The 17,603-nt window shown below is 68.9% G+C and carries 12 protein-coding genes; 2 read left to right on the top strand and 10 right to left on the bottom strand.

Translation table 11 applies throughout. The features are described 5' to 3' along the window. The first annotated feature begins 1 nt into the window (after window position 1). Window positions 2-919 (top strand): sterol desaturase family protein, encoded by a 918-nt coding sequence (locus tag JQX13_RS35865; protein ID WP_203403944.1) that lies wholly within the window; start codon window positions 2-4, stop codon window positions 917-919. On the opposite strand, the gene JQX13_RS35860 is transcribed toward JQX13_RS35865, so the two are convergent. Continuing rightward, on the bottom strand, window positions 839-1,897 hold the full coding sequence (locus JQX13_RS35860; RefSeq protein WP_203403943.1) for a hypothetical protein: 1,059 nt from the start codon (window positions 1,895-1,897) through the stop codon (window positions 839-841). The genes JQX13_RS35865 and JQX13_RS35860 overlap by 81 nt on opposite strands. 147 nt (window positions 1,898-2,044) lie before the next feature. Between JQX13_RS35860 and JQX13_RS35855 the strand changes: the two genes are divergently transcribed. Beyond that, window positions 2,045-3,844: a hypothetical protein gene (locus JQX13_RS35855; protein ID WP_203403942.1), complete on the top strand. Its 1,800-nt coding sequence runs from the start codon at window positions 2,045-2,047 to the stop codon at window positions 3,842-3,844. A gap of 16 nt (window positions 3,845-3,860) precedes the next feature. Here the strand turns inward: JQX13_RS35855 and JQX13_RS35850 are convergent, their stop codons facing one another. The 9 genes from JQX13_RS35850 to JQX13_RS35810 all read right to left on the bottom strand — a co-directional run bounded on the left by JQX13_RS35850 (window position 3,861) and on the right by JQX13_RS35810 (window position 17,598). Then, window positions 3,861-4,703, bottom strand: coding sequence for a TonB family protein (locus tag JQX13_RS35850; RefSeq protein ID WP_203403941.1), 843 nt, complete (start codon window positions 4,701-4,703; stop codon window positions 3,861-3,863). After that, on the bottom strand, window positions 4,690-5,118 hold the full coding sequence (locus JQX13_RS35845; RefSeq protein ID WP_203403940.1) for an ExbD/TolR family protein: 429 nt from the start codon (window positions 5,116-5,118) through the stop codon (window positions 4,690-4,692). Before JQX13_RS35845 ends, JQX13_RS35850 begins: the two co-directional genes overlap by 14 nt. Window positions 5,119-5,120: 2 nt before the next feature. Further along, a complete protein-coding gene (locus JQX13_RS35840) occupies window positions 5,121-5,870 on the bottom strand; it encodes a MotA/TolQ/ExbB proton channel family protein (protein ID WP_203403939.1) in 750 nt (249 codons plus the stop codon). A 14-nt stretch (window positions 5,871-5,884) separates the two neighbouring features. Next, window positions 5,885-6,985: a PepSY domain-containing protein gene (locus JQX13_RS35835; RefSeq protein ID WP_203403938.1), complete on the bottom strand. Its 1,101-nt coding sequence runs from the start codon at window positions 6,983-6,985 to the stop codon at window positions 5,885-5,887. Window positions 6,986-6,994: 9 nt separating this feature from the next. Continuing rightward, window positions 6,995-8,233: a hypothetical protein gene (locus JQX13_RS35830; protein WP_203403937.1), complete on the bottom strand. Its 1,239-nt coding sequence runs from the start codon at window positions 8,231-8,233 to the stop codon at window positions 6,995-6,997. A gap of 52 nt (window positions 8,234-8,285) precedes the next feature. Beyond that, complete coding sequence (gene mxcH, locus JQX13_RS35825) at window positions 8,286-10,697, bottom strand: TonB-dependent siderophore myxochelin receptor MxcH (RefSeq protein WP_239014055.1); 2,412 nt, start codon at window positions 10,695-10,697, stop codon at window positions 8,286-8,288. A 185-nt stretch (window positions 10,698-10,882) separates the two neighbouring features. After that, the gene (locus JQX13_RS35820; RefSeq protein WP_239014054.1) at window positions 10,883-12,265 is read right to left on the bottom strand and encodes a class II 3-deoxy-7-phosphoheptulonate synthase; all 1,383 of its coding nucleotides are present in this window, start codon (window positions 12,263-12,265) and stop codon (window positions 10,883-10,885) included. Window positions 12,266-12,299: 34 nt separating this feature from the next. After that, window positions 12,300-16,622: a myxochelin non-ribosomal peptide synthetase MxcG gene (gene mxcG, locus JQX13_RS35815; RefSeq protein WP_203403935.1), complete on the bottom strand. Its 4,323-nt coding sequence runs from the start codon at window positions 16,620-16,622 to the stop codon at window positions 12,300-12,302. A gap of 64 nt (window positions 16,623-16,686) precedes the next feature. Next, window positions 16,687-17,598, bottom strand: a complete 912-nt coding sequence (locus JQX13_RS35810; RefSeq protein ID WP_203403934.1) for an isochorismatase family protein — start codon at window positions 17,596-17,598, stop codon at window positions 16,687-16,689. Window positions 17,599-17,603: the final 5 nt, after the last annotated feature.

Below are 17,603 nucleotides of genomic sequence, written 5' to 3'. Positions count from 1 at the left end.
CATGGCGGACCTCGCTTCCTTCGATCCCACCCAGTTCGCCACGCCGGCGTTCATCCTCCTCATGCTCGTGGAGGGCATCTGGCTCGCCCGGCACCGTCAGGAGGGCCAGGTGGGCTACGCCGCCAGGGATACGGCGGCCAGCCTCACCATGGGCACCGTCTACTCACTCATCTACATGGTCTGGAAGGGCGTGGAGTACGCCTTCTACTCCGTCCTCTACGAGCTCTCTCCGCTGAAGCTCGGCTCCGGCGTGCTCGCATGGGTGGCGCTCTTCTTCGCCGAGGACCTCTGCTACTACTGGTTCCACCGCGTCCATCACGAGTCCCGCTTCTTCTGGGCCTCGCACGTGGTGCACCACTCCAGCCAGCACTACAACCTCTCCACCGCCCTGCGCCAGACGTGGACGCCCATGACGCACATCCTCTTCTGGGCCCCGCTGCCGCTGCTCGGCTTCCATCCGGCCATGGTGCTCACCGCCCATGCCATCAGCCTGCTCTACCAGTTCTGGATCCACACCGAGGCCATCGGCCGCATGGGGCCGCTCGAGTGGGTGCTCAACACGCCCTCCCACCACCGCGTCCACCACGGCTCCAACCCGCGCTACCTGGATCGCAACTACGCCGGTGTCCTCATCATCTGGGATCGCCTCTTCGGCACCTTCCAGCCCGAGAACGAGCGCCCCACCTACGGACTCACCAAGAACATCCAGACGTACAACCCGGTGCGCATCGCCTTCCACGAGTACGCCGCCATCGTGCGCGACGTGCTCCGCCCCAACCCGCTCCGCGTCCGCCTGGGCTACGTGTTCCGCAATCCCGCCTGGAAGCCGCCGGAGGACTCAATCCCGGCAGCAGGCGATGGCGCCATCCTGCGAGCGGAAGAAGGCGGTCGTCAGCTCCCCTCCCACCCAGGCGCATAGCACCTCGTACGTCCGCCGCCGCGCGCCTCCCACGCGCGCGGGCTCGCGGATGAGCGACTCCGGGTGCCGGATGAAGACGTTGTAGCCGAGGATGTGCCCGTCCGAGCGCAGCACCGTGATTCCATCCGTGGCCATCATCCCCCGCAGCAGCTGCGCCGCCGAGCTCACCGCCGACGCCGCCGCCACGTCCGGGCTCTCGTGGTAGCGCATCACCCGCGCCACCATGTCGATCGGCTCCGACAGCAGCACCCCATCCACGAACATCGGCGAGCCCTCGCGTCCCTTCGGCAGCACCGCCACCAGCGTGCCGTGTGAGGCCTGCATCGCCTCGAAGAGCACCCGCCGGTAGAAGTCCCGCGTCAGGCTGCGCGCCGGCTCCTTCACCGCCGCGGTCAGCCCCAGCGCCAGCTCGTCCATCGCCACCGTGGGCAACGTGACCTCCGCCCGCGCGCCGGACAGGAAGATGTGCCGGTACAGGCCGCCCAGTCCCCGGAGCTCGATGACGTTCTCCGCCAGTTGCAGCACGCCCACCAGACGCAGCGAGCCATCCCCGGCCCGCCGCATCCGCTCCAGCGGCGTCTCCACCAGCGGAAAGGGCTCCGTGCGGAAGATGCCGTAGGCGAAGCCCTCCGGAACCAGCAGCACGTACAGGGACCACCACCGCCCCTGGCCCAATGGCGCGCATTGCTTGAGCGCCCGCTGGATCGTCTCGCGTGTCCTCGGGCCCGTGCCGATCGCGATCGGATCGCTCCCGCCCAGCACCCGCAGCATCCCCTCCAGGTCGTCGCCCATGAACGCCACCGGGAAGAGCGGCTCGCCCTCCTCGCGGTAGCGCGACAACGTCACGACGAGCTCGCTGAGGGGATCGCCCACCTGTGCGGAACCCAATCCGGCCTCATTGAGGAAGGAACAGACCGCGTCTGACAGCAAGTGACGGAACGACAGGACCGGGGACTCTCCCGGAGCCGGGGTGCTCATGGACACACGCAGTCTCCCCCAATCCCCACGTTCGCGCACCTCCTGATGGGTTTGACTCAATGTGGGATTCCAAGAAAAAATGGAGCAACAGGGGTGCAATTCGCCGTTCCTCCTGCACGACCCCCACCTCTCCCCCCAGAGGCCCCCTTGAGCAATCGGAGTGCGATCGCGGTTTCGCCAGCCGCCGCCATCGAAGTGGACGCGGGCGTGGCGCTGCCCGTGGCTTTCGGTGGACTGAGGAAGATCCTCCAGGCCTGCGAAGACGCGGCCCCCGAGGCCGTGCGCTCGCTCGCCCGGCAGCGACCCTCCGAGTGGAACCGCCTCTTCCCCGGCTCCATCGAGGGCGCGCCGGATCTCACCGACCTGGCCCTCACGCCGTCCGAGCGCCGGCTGCATCGCGAGTCCGAGCAGATGTTCTGGGTGCTCAACCTCGCGGCGCGCGCCATCGTGGAGACGCTGAGGGAGAGCGGACGGTCGCTCGTCATCCACGGCGCGGGCGAGTGCGATCTCGTCAGCCTGCGCGCGGTGATGCGCGCGGCCGAGTGGGGCCGGCTGGAGCGGCTCGAGGGCCGCATCCTGCTCACCGGTTGGAACACGCGCCGGCCCTACTCCGCCGCCTTCTTCGAGGAGCGGCGCCGGGCCTTCCTGGACTCGCTGTGCCAGCGGATGCGCACCCCGTTCCCCGAAGGCGGCGCGAGCCCCATCTCCGGCCGGGCGCTCGAGCCCGCCGTGGACTTGGAGGGCCGCTACCTGGGTGCCGTGGTGGATGACGCCGCGCCGCTGGAGTACCGCATCGCCGCGGCCGTGCTCGCCATCCGCGGCTGCTTCTTCACCACGAACTACGAGGGCGCCATGTTCGCCGCCGAGCGAGGGCTGGCGCTGCTCGATGCCGCGGGAGGCGCCCTGTCCCCCGCGCGGGTGGCCGAGGGTTGGGATGCGCTCGACACCGGCTTCACCACGCCGGCCATCGAGATCGACCGGAGCAGCCTCGGGGACGCGGAGGAGCTGCGCCTCCTCTTCGAGCGGGGCATCGGCGTGGTGCACGTCTTCACCGGCCAGCACGACGAGGCGCTGGCGGCATTCGGCCGGGGACTCGAGCGCCGGGCCCCACCGGAGCGGCTCGCCCACCTGCACATGTTCCGCGCCCTCACCCGCACCAAGCGCCTGGCGCAGATGCCGGATGCCCGCGCCGAAGTGGAGGCCGGGCTCGCGCTGCTGCGGGGCGGAGAGACGCCGCTGCGCTCCCTCCACGAGGCCTGGCTGCGCAACGTCTACGCGCTCACGTACTTCCTGGAGAAGAACCTGCCCCAGGCGCTGGTGCAGGAGAAGCACGCCATGCGCTGCGTGGGCGACCTCCACGACGCGAGCGCCACGCACCTGAAGATCAACCTCATCTCCAACGCCAGCTACCTCCAGGAGTCGGCGAGGAACTACGCGGACTCCATCGCCATCTGGCGGCGCTTCGAGAAGATCAGCGCGAGCTGGGGCGCCAACTTCGCCAAGCACCACCGCTACCGGCTGGCCGCGCTCCAGATGGCCAATGGCGAGCGCGAGGCCGCCGTGGCCAGCTACACCGAGGCCTTCGAGTGCGCCGGAGCGCTGGGAGATCCCCTTCACCAGCAGGTGATCGCCGCGGACCTGGGGCTGCACCTGCTGGACTCGCAGCCAGCCATCGCCGCGCAGTGGTTCTCCCGGGCGGTGGAGCAGGCGCGCGCCATCGGGGATCCCCTCCGGGTGGCGCAGAGCCTCGCCGGCCAGCGGCTCGCCGAGGGCAGCCATGACTGGACGGAGGCCCTGCGCTGCGCCCAGGAGAGCACCACCACACCGGCGGAGACGGAGCCGCTGGTGCGGGCCCTCTCGAACGGTGACGCCGAGGCCGTGCGAAAGGCGATGCCCCGCCCGCGCAGCAAGCTCAACCGCCCCTTCGACGCGGTGAACCTCTACTGAGCGGGCGAGGCCCGGCTCACCGCCGCTTGAACCGGACGCGGATGGGCGGCGAGGTGGCCAGGTAGGGACGGCCGTCCCGATCCAGGGCCGCGTCGAAGCGCGCGCGCCGTGCACACTCGAGCGCCGCCTGTCCGAAACCGTTGCCCGGATCGGACACCAGCTCGGCCGAGGTCACCCGGCCCTCGGGGGTGACGACGACGCGCATCACCACCGTCTGCTCGGAGATCCGCAGCGCGTCCGCTTCCTGGGGCCAGGGGCAGTCCCAGTTGCGCGCCGGGAGCTGAACGGGGCGAGCCCTGCCCGTGCCCGAGCCCTTGTCATCACCCTGGCTGCTCGCGACCTCTTCCACCGCCCGCTCGGAGGTCCCGTTGGACGCCGTCACGCCTCCGGCGTAGCTCGATCCTTGACCGCTCACGATGTCGAAGCCGGTGAAGTCGAGAGGAGCCTCCGCCGCATCCACGGCGACGACCTGTCCGGCCTGGGCGGGCGCGGGAGCGGGAGCCTTGGTGGACTTCGCGCGGCTCGGGGGCGAATCGGCTCGGGCCACGCGCTGCTGGGGCCGCGGTGCGGGCGGAGGAGGTTTCGGGGGTGGCGGAGGCTCGACGGGGGCCGGAGGCGTCAGATCCACCACGTGATCGATCCGGATCGGAGGCTTCGCCGCCACTACAGGTGGAGCCTGCTCCTCCCCCATCAGCCATGCCCGCCACGCGAGGACGCCCGCGACACCGTGCAGGGATACCGTCACCACCGCCGCCCACACGAGTCGCCCCGGACTCCTCGGCTTCACGGGCCCGAAGATGATCGACGCGATGCTCTCGGCGCTGGTCGCGCTCCGCGAAGGAGACTCAGGGCGTAGCACGCTGCTCCTCCTCTGGAGGCCGGACCGTGCCGAAGGCCACACGGGAGAGGCCTGCTTCCTTCAGTTGATCCAACACGGAGATCACCTGCCGGTGCGGGACGGCGCCGTCCGCCTGGATGACCGCGCGAAGCTCCGGATCCCGAGCGAGCGCCTGGCGCACCTTCTCCCGCATGGCCGTGCCCTCCGTGGCCTCTCCATCCATCAGGATCTGACCGCTCGCGGTGATGGAGATGGCGAGGATCGTCTGGAGATCCTCGCTCTGGGAGGCCTGGGGCAGATCGAGCGGCAGGGCGGGATTGTCGACGAGCTTCGCCGTGACCATGAAGATGATGAGCAGCACCAACGTGATGTCGACGAGCGGCGTGACGTTGATGCCCTCGATCATTCCGCCCCGGTTCTGTGTTCCGCCCGCCATGGTCAAACCACTCCCCGTGCCGACTTACTCTCGAGGGCACTGTACTGAGCCATGGGCACTTCGGGGAGTGCTCGCTCACCGGAGCCCCCACCGGGGGTGCTCCGCTCCCGGGCGGAGAGATAGGCCAGCACGAGGTTGGTGAGCGCCTCGGAGTCCGAGAGCATGCGGGTGATCCGCCGCTGGAAATAGTTGTACGCCGCGACCGCGGGCAGGGCCACGCCGATACCCACGGCGGTCGCCACCAGGGCCTCCGCGATGGCGCCCATCACCGCATTCGACGCGACCTGACCCGCGCGCCCGCCCGCCCCCGTCGCCCGGCCGAGCTCCTCGAAGGCGAGGAGCACTCCGATGACGGTCCCGAAGAGCCCGATGAAGGGCGCGTTGTTTCCCAGCGTGCCCAGGTAGGCCAGACGGTTCTCCAGCGTCGAGCGCTCGATGGCCAGGGCACTCTGCATGCCCTTGTCGGCGGCGGCCACGCCCCGCGGCGCGAGGCGGAGCCCCGCCCGGGCCACCATGGCACCCAAGGACGTGCGCTTCTCGAGCTTCGCCAGCGCTCCGGGAAAATCCCCGCTCGCCAGCGACTCCTCGAGGGTGCTGGAGAGCTCGCGCAGGACGTCCTGCTTGCCGCGGAAGAAGAACCAGCGCTCGACGATGATGCCAACGCTCACCAGGGACAGGGCGAACAGCAACCAGAGGATCCAGTTGGCGCCCCACAGCACGAAGACATTCTTCACCATTTCAACGATGGGCATCACCGTCCTCCTTCTCAGTGGTCGTCGCTCTCGACACGCGTCATGACTTCCGGGGCGGGCACGGCTCCCGCGGGACGCACCGCGGCCGCGGCTGGCTTCGCCTGCGCCGGGGGCGGCTGTCCATCACCCGGGCCGGTGCGCTTCTGCACGTTTCCAAACTGGAGCTCCGCGACCGTCCCGCCAATGAAGACCAGGCCCAGGCCGACCGCGAGGCTGATGGCCCCGACGCCAATCACACGCGTGGGCTTCATCTGCCACCACATGAACAAACCCGACACCGCCCAGAAGACGATCATCAACCCGGTGATGTCCGCGAACAACGCCCAGACCCAGGTGAAGCCGGCATCGAGCGGATAGTGGTGCGTCTTGTGAAGCTTCGTGAGCAACTCGTTGGCGCTGATCTCCGGAGTGGCCTCGGTGGGACGGCCATCCAGGCGGCCCGAGCCCAGGTTATAGGTGACGTTCCAGACCCGCTGCTGCGCGTCGGTCATCCGGAACCGCACTTCCGGAGCGCCGCGAGGACTGGCGCGAAGAGGCGTCTTCGCCTTCACGTCCAGCTTCGGCAGGAGGTGGGCCACCTTGGATTCGATCGCGGCCATCGAGTGGTCCGGCAGGGACACGGTCGCCCCCGCGAAGGGGGCCGTCTCCCGAGGCTTCGAGGAGCCGGTGGTGCGCGTCGACAGCGTCGCGGTTCCATCGTTCAGATCCACGATGAAGATGTGATTCTCACCCTCACCGGGAGCGAGCAGCACCGTGAAGCCCGAGAAGCTGCTCTCGAAGCCAGGGTCGAGCTGATAGGCCCCACCCTGGCCGTTGTTGCCCTGTGCGTTCAACTGAGCAACGACCTCCCGGGCGATCTCACCGGCCTGCACCGGCTCCAGACCGGTGAGCGAGCGGAGCTGCTCGCTGGAGATCTCCCGCACCTTCACGTCCTCGCCGAGATTGGGATGGTTGAACAGCATCCCGCTGATTCCGAAGACCAGCAACCAGGGGAAGAGCAACAGCCCCAGGTACATGTGCGTCCGGCGGACGAGCTTCATCACGAGCTGATAGCGCTTTGGAGAACGCGCCGGGCGCTCGGGCGAAGTGGGGGTGTCGGGGAGGTCGTTGGACATGGGGTGTTCTTAGCGCAGCTGCACGAAGGAGAAGCTGACGCCAGAGTAGGTGGCCGTCACCTTTCCGCTCTGATCCGTCAGCTCACGGAGGCTCGTGCTCGACGAGTCGGTCGCGAACTCGGTGAAGAGGGTCCGACCATTGGCCTCGAAGAGGAAGGTGCTGCCGCTGCTCGCCGGGAGCCCCACGGCCGGAGTGGCCGTCGGGCTGTCGCCGAGCTGGATCTGCCACCACGTCCACGCCGGCGCGCTCGCCAGGGCGCGGGGAACGGTACTGTCCTTCACCTCGAAGCTCTTCTCATCGAAGACGCGCAGGTAGACCGTCCCGTTCGGACCAGGGAGCAGCGAGCCAGCGGTGCCTCCGTTGACGAGCTTCTCGAGCTCCACGAAGAAGGAAGAATCGAACTCCAACGTCTGGGGGTTGAACCGGAGCAGGCACGGCGGCGGAGCTGTCGCCCCCTTGACCCGGCGCACGGCCGAACCATACACCTCGGTCGCGAGGTACAGCATCCCGTCAGGGCCCAGGACGCCATCGCGCACGTAGCCGCAGCGCTCGTCCTTCGTGATGACCTTCGCCGTGTCGTTGGTCGTATCGACGACGATGAGGCCCACCTTCGTGACGATGTCGCCCGTCTCGGTCGTACGCCACCCAAGCGGCATGATCACCTGGTTCTCACGGCGGATCGGCAACGTCGCGAAGGTCTGGATCGCGCCATTCACGGCGAGCCCGGTGAGGTTGATGGCCCCCGTGACCGACATGTCGCTGGGGTTCCAGACGATGACCTTCGAGTTCCGCCCGTCGAAGTAGTACGCCTTGGTCTCCGAGATGAACTGGAACTGGTGCTGGTACTCGCCGATCGACAACACACCCTGGTTCGCGAAGCTCACGGAGGTGCCCTTTTCCAGGCGCCCGTCACTCGTCAGGTTGTAGCGGGTGACCGTGGGGCCCTCGCTTCCGGCCACGAAGAGGGACCCCGACTTCGGAATGCCCACCCCCAGCGCACGCCCGGGAACCTCGGTGGCGTTGTCCAACGACAGCGGCGCGGTGTGGTCCACCGAGTCCGTCACGATGATGTAGCTCTGGGAGTCATCCGACGCGCGGACCTGCGTCGTGATGGCATACACCGACTGGGTGGAGGTGCCACCGTCCGGGGTGGGGGTCGGATCCTCACCCGGGCAGCCAGCGAGGATCGGAAGGGCGAGCACCGTGATGGCGAGACGCAGTGAACGGAGAGGGATCGTGAATCTCATCTGGGGCCTTTCTGATGTCTGGTGTTGCTTTCTTACAGGGGCGTCGTGCGGCTCAGAGCTCCACCGTGAGCTTGGTGAAGATGCTCCGCCCGGGACGTTGGATTCCGAAGAAGTCGAACGCGGGTGTATCGGTCAGGTTCTGTGCGTCGACCGACCAGCTCAGCGTGGTGCTGGCGCCGCGGATGACGTAGGTGACGGACAGCGAGTGCAGCAACTGGGACGGGATCACCTGCTTGGAGTCCTTCTGTCCCAATCCCTCCCAGCCGCGGAAGAAGGACTGGACATACTGGGAGTGCCACGTCAGCGAAAGCTCGTCCCGGGAGCTCAACAGCTCCTTGAGAAGGAAGCGGGCGCTGCCATTGGCCTGCAGGTAGGGACGGTTCGGGATGCGCTGTCCCGTGAAGAAACCGAAGGCGCCCTCGGTGGAGATGTTGCGGAAGTCCTGCCAGGTGACGTTGCCGTCGAGTGCGAGGTATTGCCCCGGAGAGGTCCACCCGGCCGCTCCGGCGGCGCCCAGTGAGCGGGCCGCGAAGACGTTCTGGTAGGTGAAGAAGCTCTCCCGGCCGATGAGCACGATGAGCTGGTCCGCGAGCCGCCCGAAGCCCGTCACGTTCGCCCGGAACGATCCCGCCGGCGTCTGCTGGCTGTCGAAGACGAGCCCGAGGTTGACGTTGTGACTGGTCTCGGGCTTCAGGCCGAGGTTGTCGCTGATGAGGACTCCATCGCCGAAGAGCTCGTCCGGACGCGGCAGGCGCGTGGCCCATTCGTAGGAAGCCTTCGCGTAGAGCTGCCGGGACAAGCGCAACCGGGCGCTGTCGCCCACCCCGACTCCGTGCGTATCCCGGTCGAGCCTCCCGAAGTTACCGGTGGGCAGGAGATTCTCCGTGCGCGCCAGCTGAACGTAGTCCTTGATGAAAACGATGTTCTCGAGGTTGCCGTCGAGAGCGTCGAGCTCGTACTCGAGACCGCTGACCAGCGAGAACACGTCGCGCTCACCGGCGAGCGGGTCGATCCCCTGGCGGGCGCGGAGGAGCACGTCCTCGCCAGTCCGGCTCACGAACGTGGGCGCGAGCGAGAAGCGGAGCGTGTGGGGGGGGGAGATGTTCCACCCCAGGTTGAACCGCGCGAAGCCGGTGTGCTGACCCACGTACCGCTCGACGGCACGGGAATCGATCTCGCCGGGCTGCGGGAGCTTGACGATACAGCGGCCGAACCAGTCGTAGGCACATTCGCCCACGTCCTTGAAGCTCGTCTGGCGGAAGGTGTAACCGGCGACCGCGTCGATCGAGAGCCCCTGGGAGAGGAGCTGCTCGAAGCGAAGGGTGGCGCCCCCCGAGAGCTCCCCGGAGTCCACCTCACCATACGGCACGTCCATGGTGGCGCCGTGCTGGAGCTCCTTGGCGTACGAACCCACGAAGGCACGAAGGAGCAGACGCCTGGCCCAGGGACGATCCACGAAACCCGCCTCGACACCGGCACCACGGGCCCGGTAGGCGTCATGGAAACGGTAGACACGCACGGGACTGAGCCGCCCCTGGTAGTCGGCCGCCTCGACGTCGACGGGATAGTCGTTCTTGGCGTAATCCAGGAAGCCGTTGGCCCGGACGAGGAACCCAGAAGGCTCATGCAGGTGCCGGACGCTGGCCGTGAGGCGATGCGTGTCGAAGGACCCGAGCTCGTAGGACGCGGCGGCGCCCGTGCCGTGAACATCCTGGTCGGTCACGAGATGGATCGCCCCTCCCAGCGCATCGCTCCCGAAGCGGACGGGGACGACCCCCTGGAAGATGTCCACACGCTGGACGAGGTTCACGGGGACGTTGGCGAGACCGGTTCCGAAGCCCGCCAGCTCGAGCGGCACGCCGTCGACGAAGAAGCGGATCTGCTCATCCGTGAGCCCGGCGAGCGAGAAGCGCGTACGGCTGCCGAGTCCTCCCGAGCGACGCACCCCTACCCCTTCGGTACGGGACAGGGCCTCGCCCATGTCGGCGCTCTGGCGCTGCATCTCCTCCATCTCGATGACCTGCACCGCTTCGGCGGACTGGCGCTGGCGCTCCGCTTCCGACTCGCCCTCGACGGTGACCTCGATGGGCTCGTCGGCGCCCGCCGCCGGGCCAGGCGCGACAGGCGGAGGCTCGGACCCGGACGGCCCGCCCTGCGAAGGCTCCTGGGGTGGAGGCGTCACCTGGGGAGGCGGAGGCAGGCGGAATTCATAGGTATAGTTGATGCGCGAGGGCATCGGCTTTCCGTTGCGCTGCGCTGGCTCGAAGCGGAAACGGAGTGCCGCCTCGCGGGCCGCCTCGTCGAAGCCATGTCCCGCGGGCTCGACCACCTCCGCCTGTGTGACGTTGCCCTGTGCGTCCAGGGTGAGACGCAGGACCACCTTCGCCTCACGCCGCTCGCGCTCCGCCTCGGCCGGGTATGGCGCCTCGACGAACTCCACGAGCTTCGGCGGCTTGAGTGACACAATGGGGGGGACCGCTTCGGGCTCCCCCGCTCCGGATGCACCCGGATCTCCAGCCTGAAGCGCTCCCGCCTGAGCCAGGCCGGCGACAAGGAACCACGCGATCGGGATTATGAAAATGGTTCTCATTTTCAATTTCGCGTTGCGTCTAACCGGGAGCAGGCAGGCATGTCAAGGAGGAACTCGACTCAGGCGGCCCTGGCTTCGGGAGCGCGCAGGGACTGGAGCTTCTCGGCCACCATGAAGGCGAGCTGCAGCGCCTGCTCGGCGTTGAGCCGCGGATCGCAGTGGGTGTGATACCGGCTGGACAGGTCGTCCTCGGTCACCGCCCGGGCGCCGCCCAGGCACTCGGTGACGTTCTGCCCCGTCATCTCCAGGTGCAGGCCTCCCGGGTGGACGCCCTCGGCGGCGGCGACCTGAAGGAAGGTCTTCACCTCCGACAGGATGCGATCGAAGGGCCGGGTCTTGTAGCCGTTGCTCGCCTTGAGGGTGTTGCCGTGCATCGGGTCGATGGACCAGACCACGGGGCGGCCGTCGCGCCGGGTGGCGGCCATCAACCTGGGCAGACACTCGGCGGCCTTGTCCGAACCAAACCGGCCGATGAGCGTCAGCCGTCCGGGGATGGCCTTGGGGTTCAGCACGTCGATCAGCCGCAACAGCTCGTCCGGCTCCAGCGTCGGACCACACTTGAGCCCGATGGGATTCTGGATGCCCCGCATGAACTCCACATGGCCGCCGTCGAGCTGGCGCGTCCGCTCGCCAATCCAGAGCATGTGAGCGGAGGTGTCGTACCAGTCGCCCGACGCGGAATCGACGCGGGTCATGGCCTCCTCGAAGTTCAGCAGCAGGGCCTCGTGGCTGGTGAACAGGTCGACCGGGTTCTGGCCCGACTGCTGCTCGGGGTGGTGGTGCCCGCCGAGCGCGCTCATGAAGCACAGGGATTCGAAGATCCGGTCCGCCAGCTCGCGGTAGCGATCGCCCTGGGGGCTGCCCGCGACGAAGTCGAGGGTCCACCGGTGCAGGTTGCAGAGGTCCGCGTAGCCGGCCTGGGAGAAGGCGCGCAGCAGGTTCAGCGTGGCCGAGGACTGGTGGTAGGCCTTGAGCAGCCGCTTCGGATCCGGCACGCGCGAGGCGGCATCGAACTCCATGCCGTTGATGATGTCGCCGCGATAGGCCGGCAGGGTGACTCCGTCGATCGTCTCGACGGGGCTGGTGCGGGGCTTGGCGAACTGGCCCGCGATGCGGCCCACCTTCACCACCGGACGGCCACCCGCGAAGGTCAGCACCACCGCCATCTGGAGGATGAGCCGGAAGGTGTCGCGGATGTTGTTGGTCGTGAACTCCTTGAAGCTCTCCGCGCAGTCACCGCCCTGCAGCAGGAAGGACCTGCCCTGCGAGACCTGGCCCAGCGCGGCCGTCAGGCGACGGGTCTCCGAGGCGAACACCAGGGGCGGCAGGTGCGACAGCTCGCCCTCGACGCGGGCGAGCTCCCGCGGATCCGGATAGTCGGTCGGGACGTACTTGACGGGCTTCTCCCGCCAGGAATGTGGGGTCCAGTTTCGGGTCATCATGAAAGTGCCCTTTCAAGGGGGGGAGGGCTTGAAGTCATCGAGGAGCGGGCAGGAGGCCCTGCTCCACGCAGTAGTCCAGGTAGCGGAACAGCAGGTGGCGGTCGGCCGGCGGGCAGGAGATGCCACTTCCCGCGAGCGCCCGTGTCACCCGCTCGCAACGAATGGCTCCCAGGCCGAAGGTGGGCTCCGCCGAGCCCGAGCGCAGATCGAAGAAGGCCAGCGTGGTGCTGTGGTCCGCGTTGCGCTCGCCCGCCGCCAGGCGCTCGCACCACTCGGGGACCGGGTACAGCTCGACCGGGTAGCCGTAGTCGCGGACCCAGCCGAACAGCTCGGGCAGCCGCACCTCCGGCGTGGGCGAGAGGTTGAACACCTCACCCGACGGCGTCACCAGCGAGAGCCGCACGAGCGCCCGCGCCACATAGTCCACCGGCGTCCAGGCCTCACCCACCTCGAGCTGGGGCAGCGCCTTCGCGGGGATGCCGGCCAACAGGATGCGCCAGACCAGATCCTGCGGATTGACGATGCCACTGTCGGGCGCGCCAACGACCCGCCCCAACCGGTAGACCGCCACCGGCAGGCCGCGCTCGGCCGCCTGTTGGACCAGTCTCTCCGCCACCCACTTGCTCTGCTGGTAGCCGTCGCGCAGCCCCGCGTGCGGCGGCACGAACTCCTCGGGAACCTCGGGGCTGAGGTTCGACTGTGGGGCCACCGCCAGCGTCGAGACGTAGTGCAGGGGCTTGGGACGCACCGCGGCGGCCAGCCGCAGCAACTCGCGAGTCCCTCTCACGTTGACCGCCTGCAGGCTGCCGTACTCGCGCACGACGCTGACCACCGCGGCGTTGTGGTAGATGGCGTCGCACTCGGCGGCCAGTCCGTGGAACCGGGTGGAGCCGAGTCCCAGCCACGGCTGCGTCAGGTCCGCGGGCAGTGCCACCACCCGCTCGGCGAGGCCCGCGGTCGAAAGCCGCTGGGAGACCAGGGCCGAGCGAATCCGCTCCATCGCATGGGCTTCGTCACGGGCCCGCACCGGGCAGATCACCCGTGCGTCGGTCTGGCGCAGCAACTGATCGAGCAGGTGCGCGCCGACGAAGCCGGTGGCCCCTGTCAGCAGGACCTGCCGCAGCGGGGCCTGCGACGCGGAGTTGGAGGCCTGTCCATTGGCGGTCAGGCGAGGAACGATCTCCTCGGGCAGCTCGGCATCCGCGAGCATGGCGGCGGTGAGGCCACCACTGTCCGCCCCGGACTCCGTGCCCCCCTCCAGCGCCTGCGCCAACGCGGCGGCGGTCGGGTAACGGAACACCGTGGCCACGGGCACCTCTCGGCCCAGCTCGATGCCCAGCCGGTTCGCCACCTGGATGCTCTGGAGCGACTGTCCGCCGAGCTCGAAGAAGTCGTCCTGCGCCGACATGCCGCTCATGCCCAGGACCTGTTCCCACACGCGCAGCACCACGCGCTCGAGCTCGGTGGCCGCCGCCGCGCTCGGAGCGGACTCCTCGGTGGGAAGCGCGCGGCGCAGCTCGGCGCGATCGACCTTGCCCGTGCTGGTGCGGGGCAACCGCTCGGAGAACATGAAGACGCCGGGCACCATGGGCGCGGGCAGCTTCTCGAGCAGGTACCGGCGCAGCTCCGCCGCCGACGGAGCGGGAGATGCGGCGACGATGTGCGCGCACAGCCGCCGCGTGCCCCCTGGCAACACCTGACCGACCACGGCGGCATCACGCACACCGGGGTGGCCGAGCAGCACGGTCTCCACCTCGGCCGGGTCGATCCGGTGGCCGCTGATCTTGAACTCGTCGTCGACGCGGCCGACGAACACCAGCTGTCCATCCTCGCGCAGCCGGACCCTGTCTCCGCTGCGGTAGGCGCGTGGGCGGTCCGGCAACGCTTCGAGCGAGGTGAAGCGCGCCGCATCCAGCTCCGGACGCCCCAGATAGCCTCGCGCCAGACCACCCCCCAGGAGGTACAGCTCGCCCTCGGAGCCCGGAGCGGCGAGCCTCCCGTGCGAGTCGAGGAGGACCGCGCGCACACCGGGAAGCGGACGGCCGATCGGCACTTCCTCCCCGGAGGACACGGGCTCGGAGCCACCGCTGAGCGTGGCGACGGTGGCGACCACGGTGGCCTCGGTGGGGCCGTAGGTATTGAGCAGCTGGACTTCTGGCCCGACCGCGGCGCGCCACCGTGCGACCCGCTCGGGCAGCGCGGCCTCTCCACCGATGATCACCGTGCGAAGGGAGGACGGCAGGCGGGCCACGCCCGTCGAGACGCTGTAGGCCAGCTCGTGCCAGAACGCCGTGGGAAGATCCAACACGGTGATGCCATGCTCGGCGCAGGCGTCGAGCAGCCTCGGCACCGACTGGAGCATCTCATCGGTGCGCAGCACCAGCTTCGCGCCCGCGCACAGGGTCAGGAAGATCTCCTCGACGCTGGCGTCGAAGTGCAGCGGCGCGAACTGCAGCACCCGATCCTCACGGCGCAGCCCGTAGCGATGCGTCGCGCCCGCCACGAAGTGGGCCAGCGCGCCCCGGGAGATCTGCACACCATTGGGCTGGCCGGTCGAGCCGGACGTGTAGATGACATAGGCCAGCTGCTCGTCAGCCGCTCGTGGGCTCTCGGGAGCGGGACGAGGGACGGCCCGCTCATTCTTCCGGACGACGAGGTGACCCGGAGCCATCGGACCGGTACCGGGCTTCGGGCTCTCGGCGGTGGTGACGATCAACGCGGGCGCGGCGTCGTCGAGGATCGCCGTGGTCCTGGACGAGGGCCCGAAGGGATCGATCGGCAGGTATCCGGCCCCGGCGAACAACACGCCCAGGCTCGCGATGATGGCATCGATGCCTCGCGGCACCATCACCGCCACGGGTGTGTCGGACCGAGCACCCGCCACGACGAGCTGGTCCGCCAGCGCGTGGGCCGCCTGGAGCAACTCGCGGTAGCTCAGCCCGTGAGGACCGTGCTCCACGGCGATGGCGTCGGGCTGCTCCTCCGCCCTCTCGGAGATCTGCTCCAACACCGGGCGAGCCGGCGCGGGGAGCGGTCCTCCATCGAGCACGGACGTCGGACCCGTGGACCGGCCAATCGCCTGCTCGGGCGCGGCGACCAGCGACTCCAGCAGCTGGAGGAAGTCGCGCTGATGGGCGTCCAGCACGTCGGCGGTGTAGCAGGCCGGGTTGGCGTCGAAGTCGACCCGCAGCCCTCCCCCATCGGACCTGGCGTACAGACCGATCGACAGATCCTCGACCGGCCCGGCGGAGATGTTGTGCGCGGTGGCCGGTATCCCCGCGAAACGCAGGGCGTAGTCGAACGGCATGATGTTGACCACCGGGCCGAACAGCCGGCGCTGCCCACCGACCAGCCGCAGGTCGCGGCGGAGCTGCTCGTAGCGGTAGCGCAGGTGGGGCCGCATGGCGCGGAGCTCCGAGCCCACCTCGCGAGCCAGCGCGAACAACCCGGCATCCGGGCGCACCGGCACACGCAACGGAACGATGTTCATCGCCATGCACGGCACACGCAGCGCGGCGGAACCCAACCGCGACATCACCGGCAATCCGAGCACCACCTCCGGTGCCTCGGTCAGCCGGTGCAGCCAGGCCGCCGTAGCCGCGAGCACGAGGTCCGGCCAGCTCAGGCCCGCCTGGCGCGCGGCCTCCTGCAGCCGCTCCACGGTCCCGGGCGGCAGGTAGCGCGTCTGGCGCACGAAGCTGGACGACATGGGCGCGGGCCGCGCCAGGCTCACCGGTGAGGGCCGATCGGCGAAGCGCTTCGTCCAGAAGTCACGGTCGAGCTCGTACTGCGGCCCGGCCCGATAGGCCGCGTCCTCGTCCAGCACGGCGCGCAGGGAACCGAAACCGCCCGTGGTGGGCCGGCCGGCGACCCGCGCGGTGTAGAGCTCGGCCACCCGCCGTGCCAGCAGCGAGAAGCCAAAACCATCCATGGCGATGTGGTGGACCCGCTGGAACCAGAAGAACCGATCGGACGCGGCCTTGAACAGCGCCTCCGCGAAGAGCGGCCCCCGGCCGAGATCCACGGGCCGGGACAGGTCTTCCCGCATCCACGCCTGGGCCGCCTCCCAGGGATCGGGAGTGCCACTGAGATCGACCACGTGCAGGGTCCAGTCCGCCCGTGGCTCGATGACCTGCGTGGGCCCCTCCCCTTCGGACACGAAACGCGAGTGCAGCGCCTCGGCCTCTCCAACGGCCTGCCGCACCGCCGCCTCGAAGAGCACCGGGTCGACGGGCCCGCGTATCTCGATGCACTCGCCAGCGTTGTACACCGGGCTGTTGAGATCGAACTGCTGGCCCAGCCAGATTCCGTGCTGGGCGGCCGACAGGGGCCAGCGGGCATCTTGTGAATCGCGCATCGCCAGGTACTCCGTAGGGGGGGGAAGGCGTCCGGTGTGGGGAGAGCCCCACGCGTTCCGCGGACTACGAGGGGTGGTTGCTGTTCCGAGGCGCCGACATGCTCGAGGACAGCAGCGCGTACCAGTCCGTCAGGGTCGGACGCTCGGCCAGCTCCACGAAGGTAATCTCGGCTCCGGTGCGCCGCCACCGCTCGACCAGGCTCATGATCCGGATCGAATCGAGTCCCCTCTCGAGCAGATTCTCGTCATCGCTGATCGCCGCCGACGACTGGAGCAGGATCTCCGCGACGTCCTCGCGCACCTGCTGGCGGCTCAGGGCCTGGTCGCCCACCGCGGACGCGGGCCGCAGCACGTCGATGACCTGCTGCGCGGTGGTGGTGACGGCGCACAGCTTCGCCGCGTAGTTCAGCGCCATCTGGTGGTGCTCCAACGAGAAGTCACCCACCGCGTCGGCGACCAGGAACGCCTGCACGTCGTTCATGAACGCGTGGCTGGCCGTCTGGAGACAGCCGATGTGCGCGTAGATGCCGGTGATGATCAACTGGTCGCGACCGCGCGCGCGCAGGAGCTCCAACAGCTCGGTCTTGACGAACGCGCTGTAGCGCCACTTGGTGAGGAGGATGTCTCCCTCCGCCGGAGCCAGCGCCTCGACGATCTGCTTCTGGTGCGGTCCGTCGGGAATGCCCGGGCCCCACAGATCCAGCTGCAGGCCCCGCTGCTCGGGCGTCTGACCGCCGGGCTGGGCCGAGTACACCACCGGAATGCCCAGCTCGGTGCAGTGCCGCCGCAGCTTCTGGATGTTCGCCAGCAGCTCCGTCACCGGAGAGTGGTCCGGCGTGAAGGCATTCAGGAAGTAGCGCTGCATGTCGTGGATCAACAGCACCGCGCGCTTGGGATCCGGCGTCCACGACACCTTGTTCTTCGGCAGGTCGGCCGCGCCGGGCATGGCATAGGGAGAGATGGAGGGGAGTGCCATGGGAA

The organism is Archangium violaceum (assembly GCF_016859125.1).
GTDB classification, from domain to species: Bacteria; Myxococcota; Myxococcia; order Myxococcales; family Myxococcaceae; genus Archangium; species Archangium violaceum_A.
Note: the sequence above shows the minus strand (reverse complement) of the source record. Positions and strands in the feature narration are given on the sequence as shown.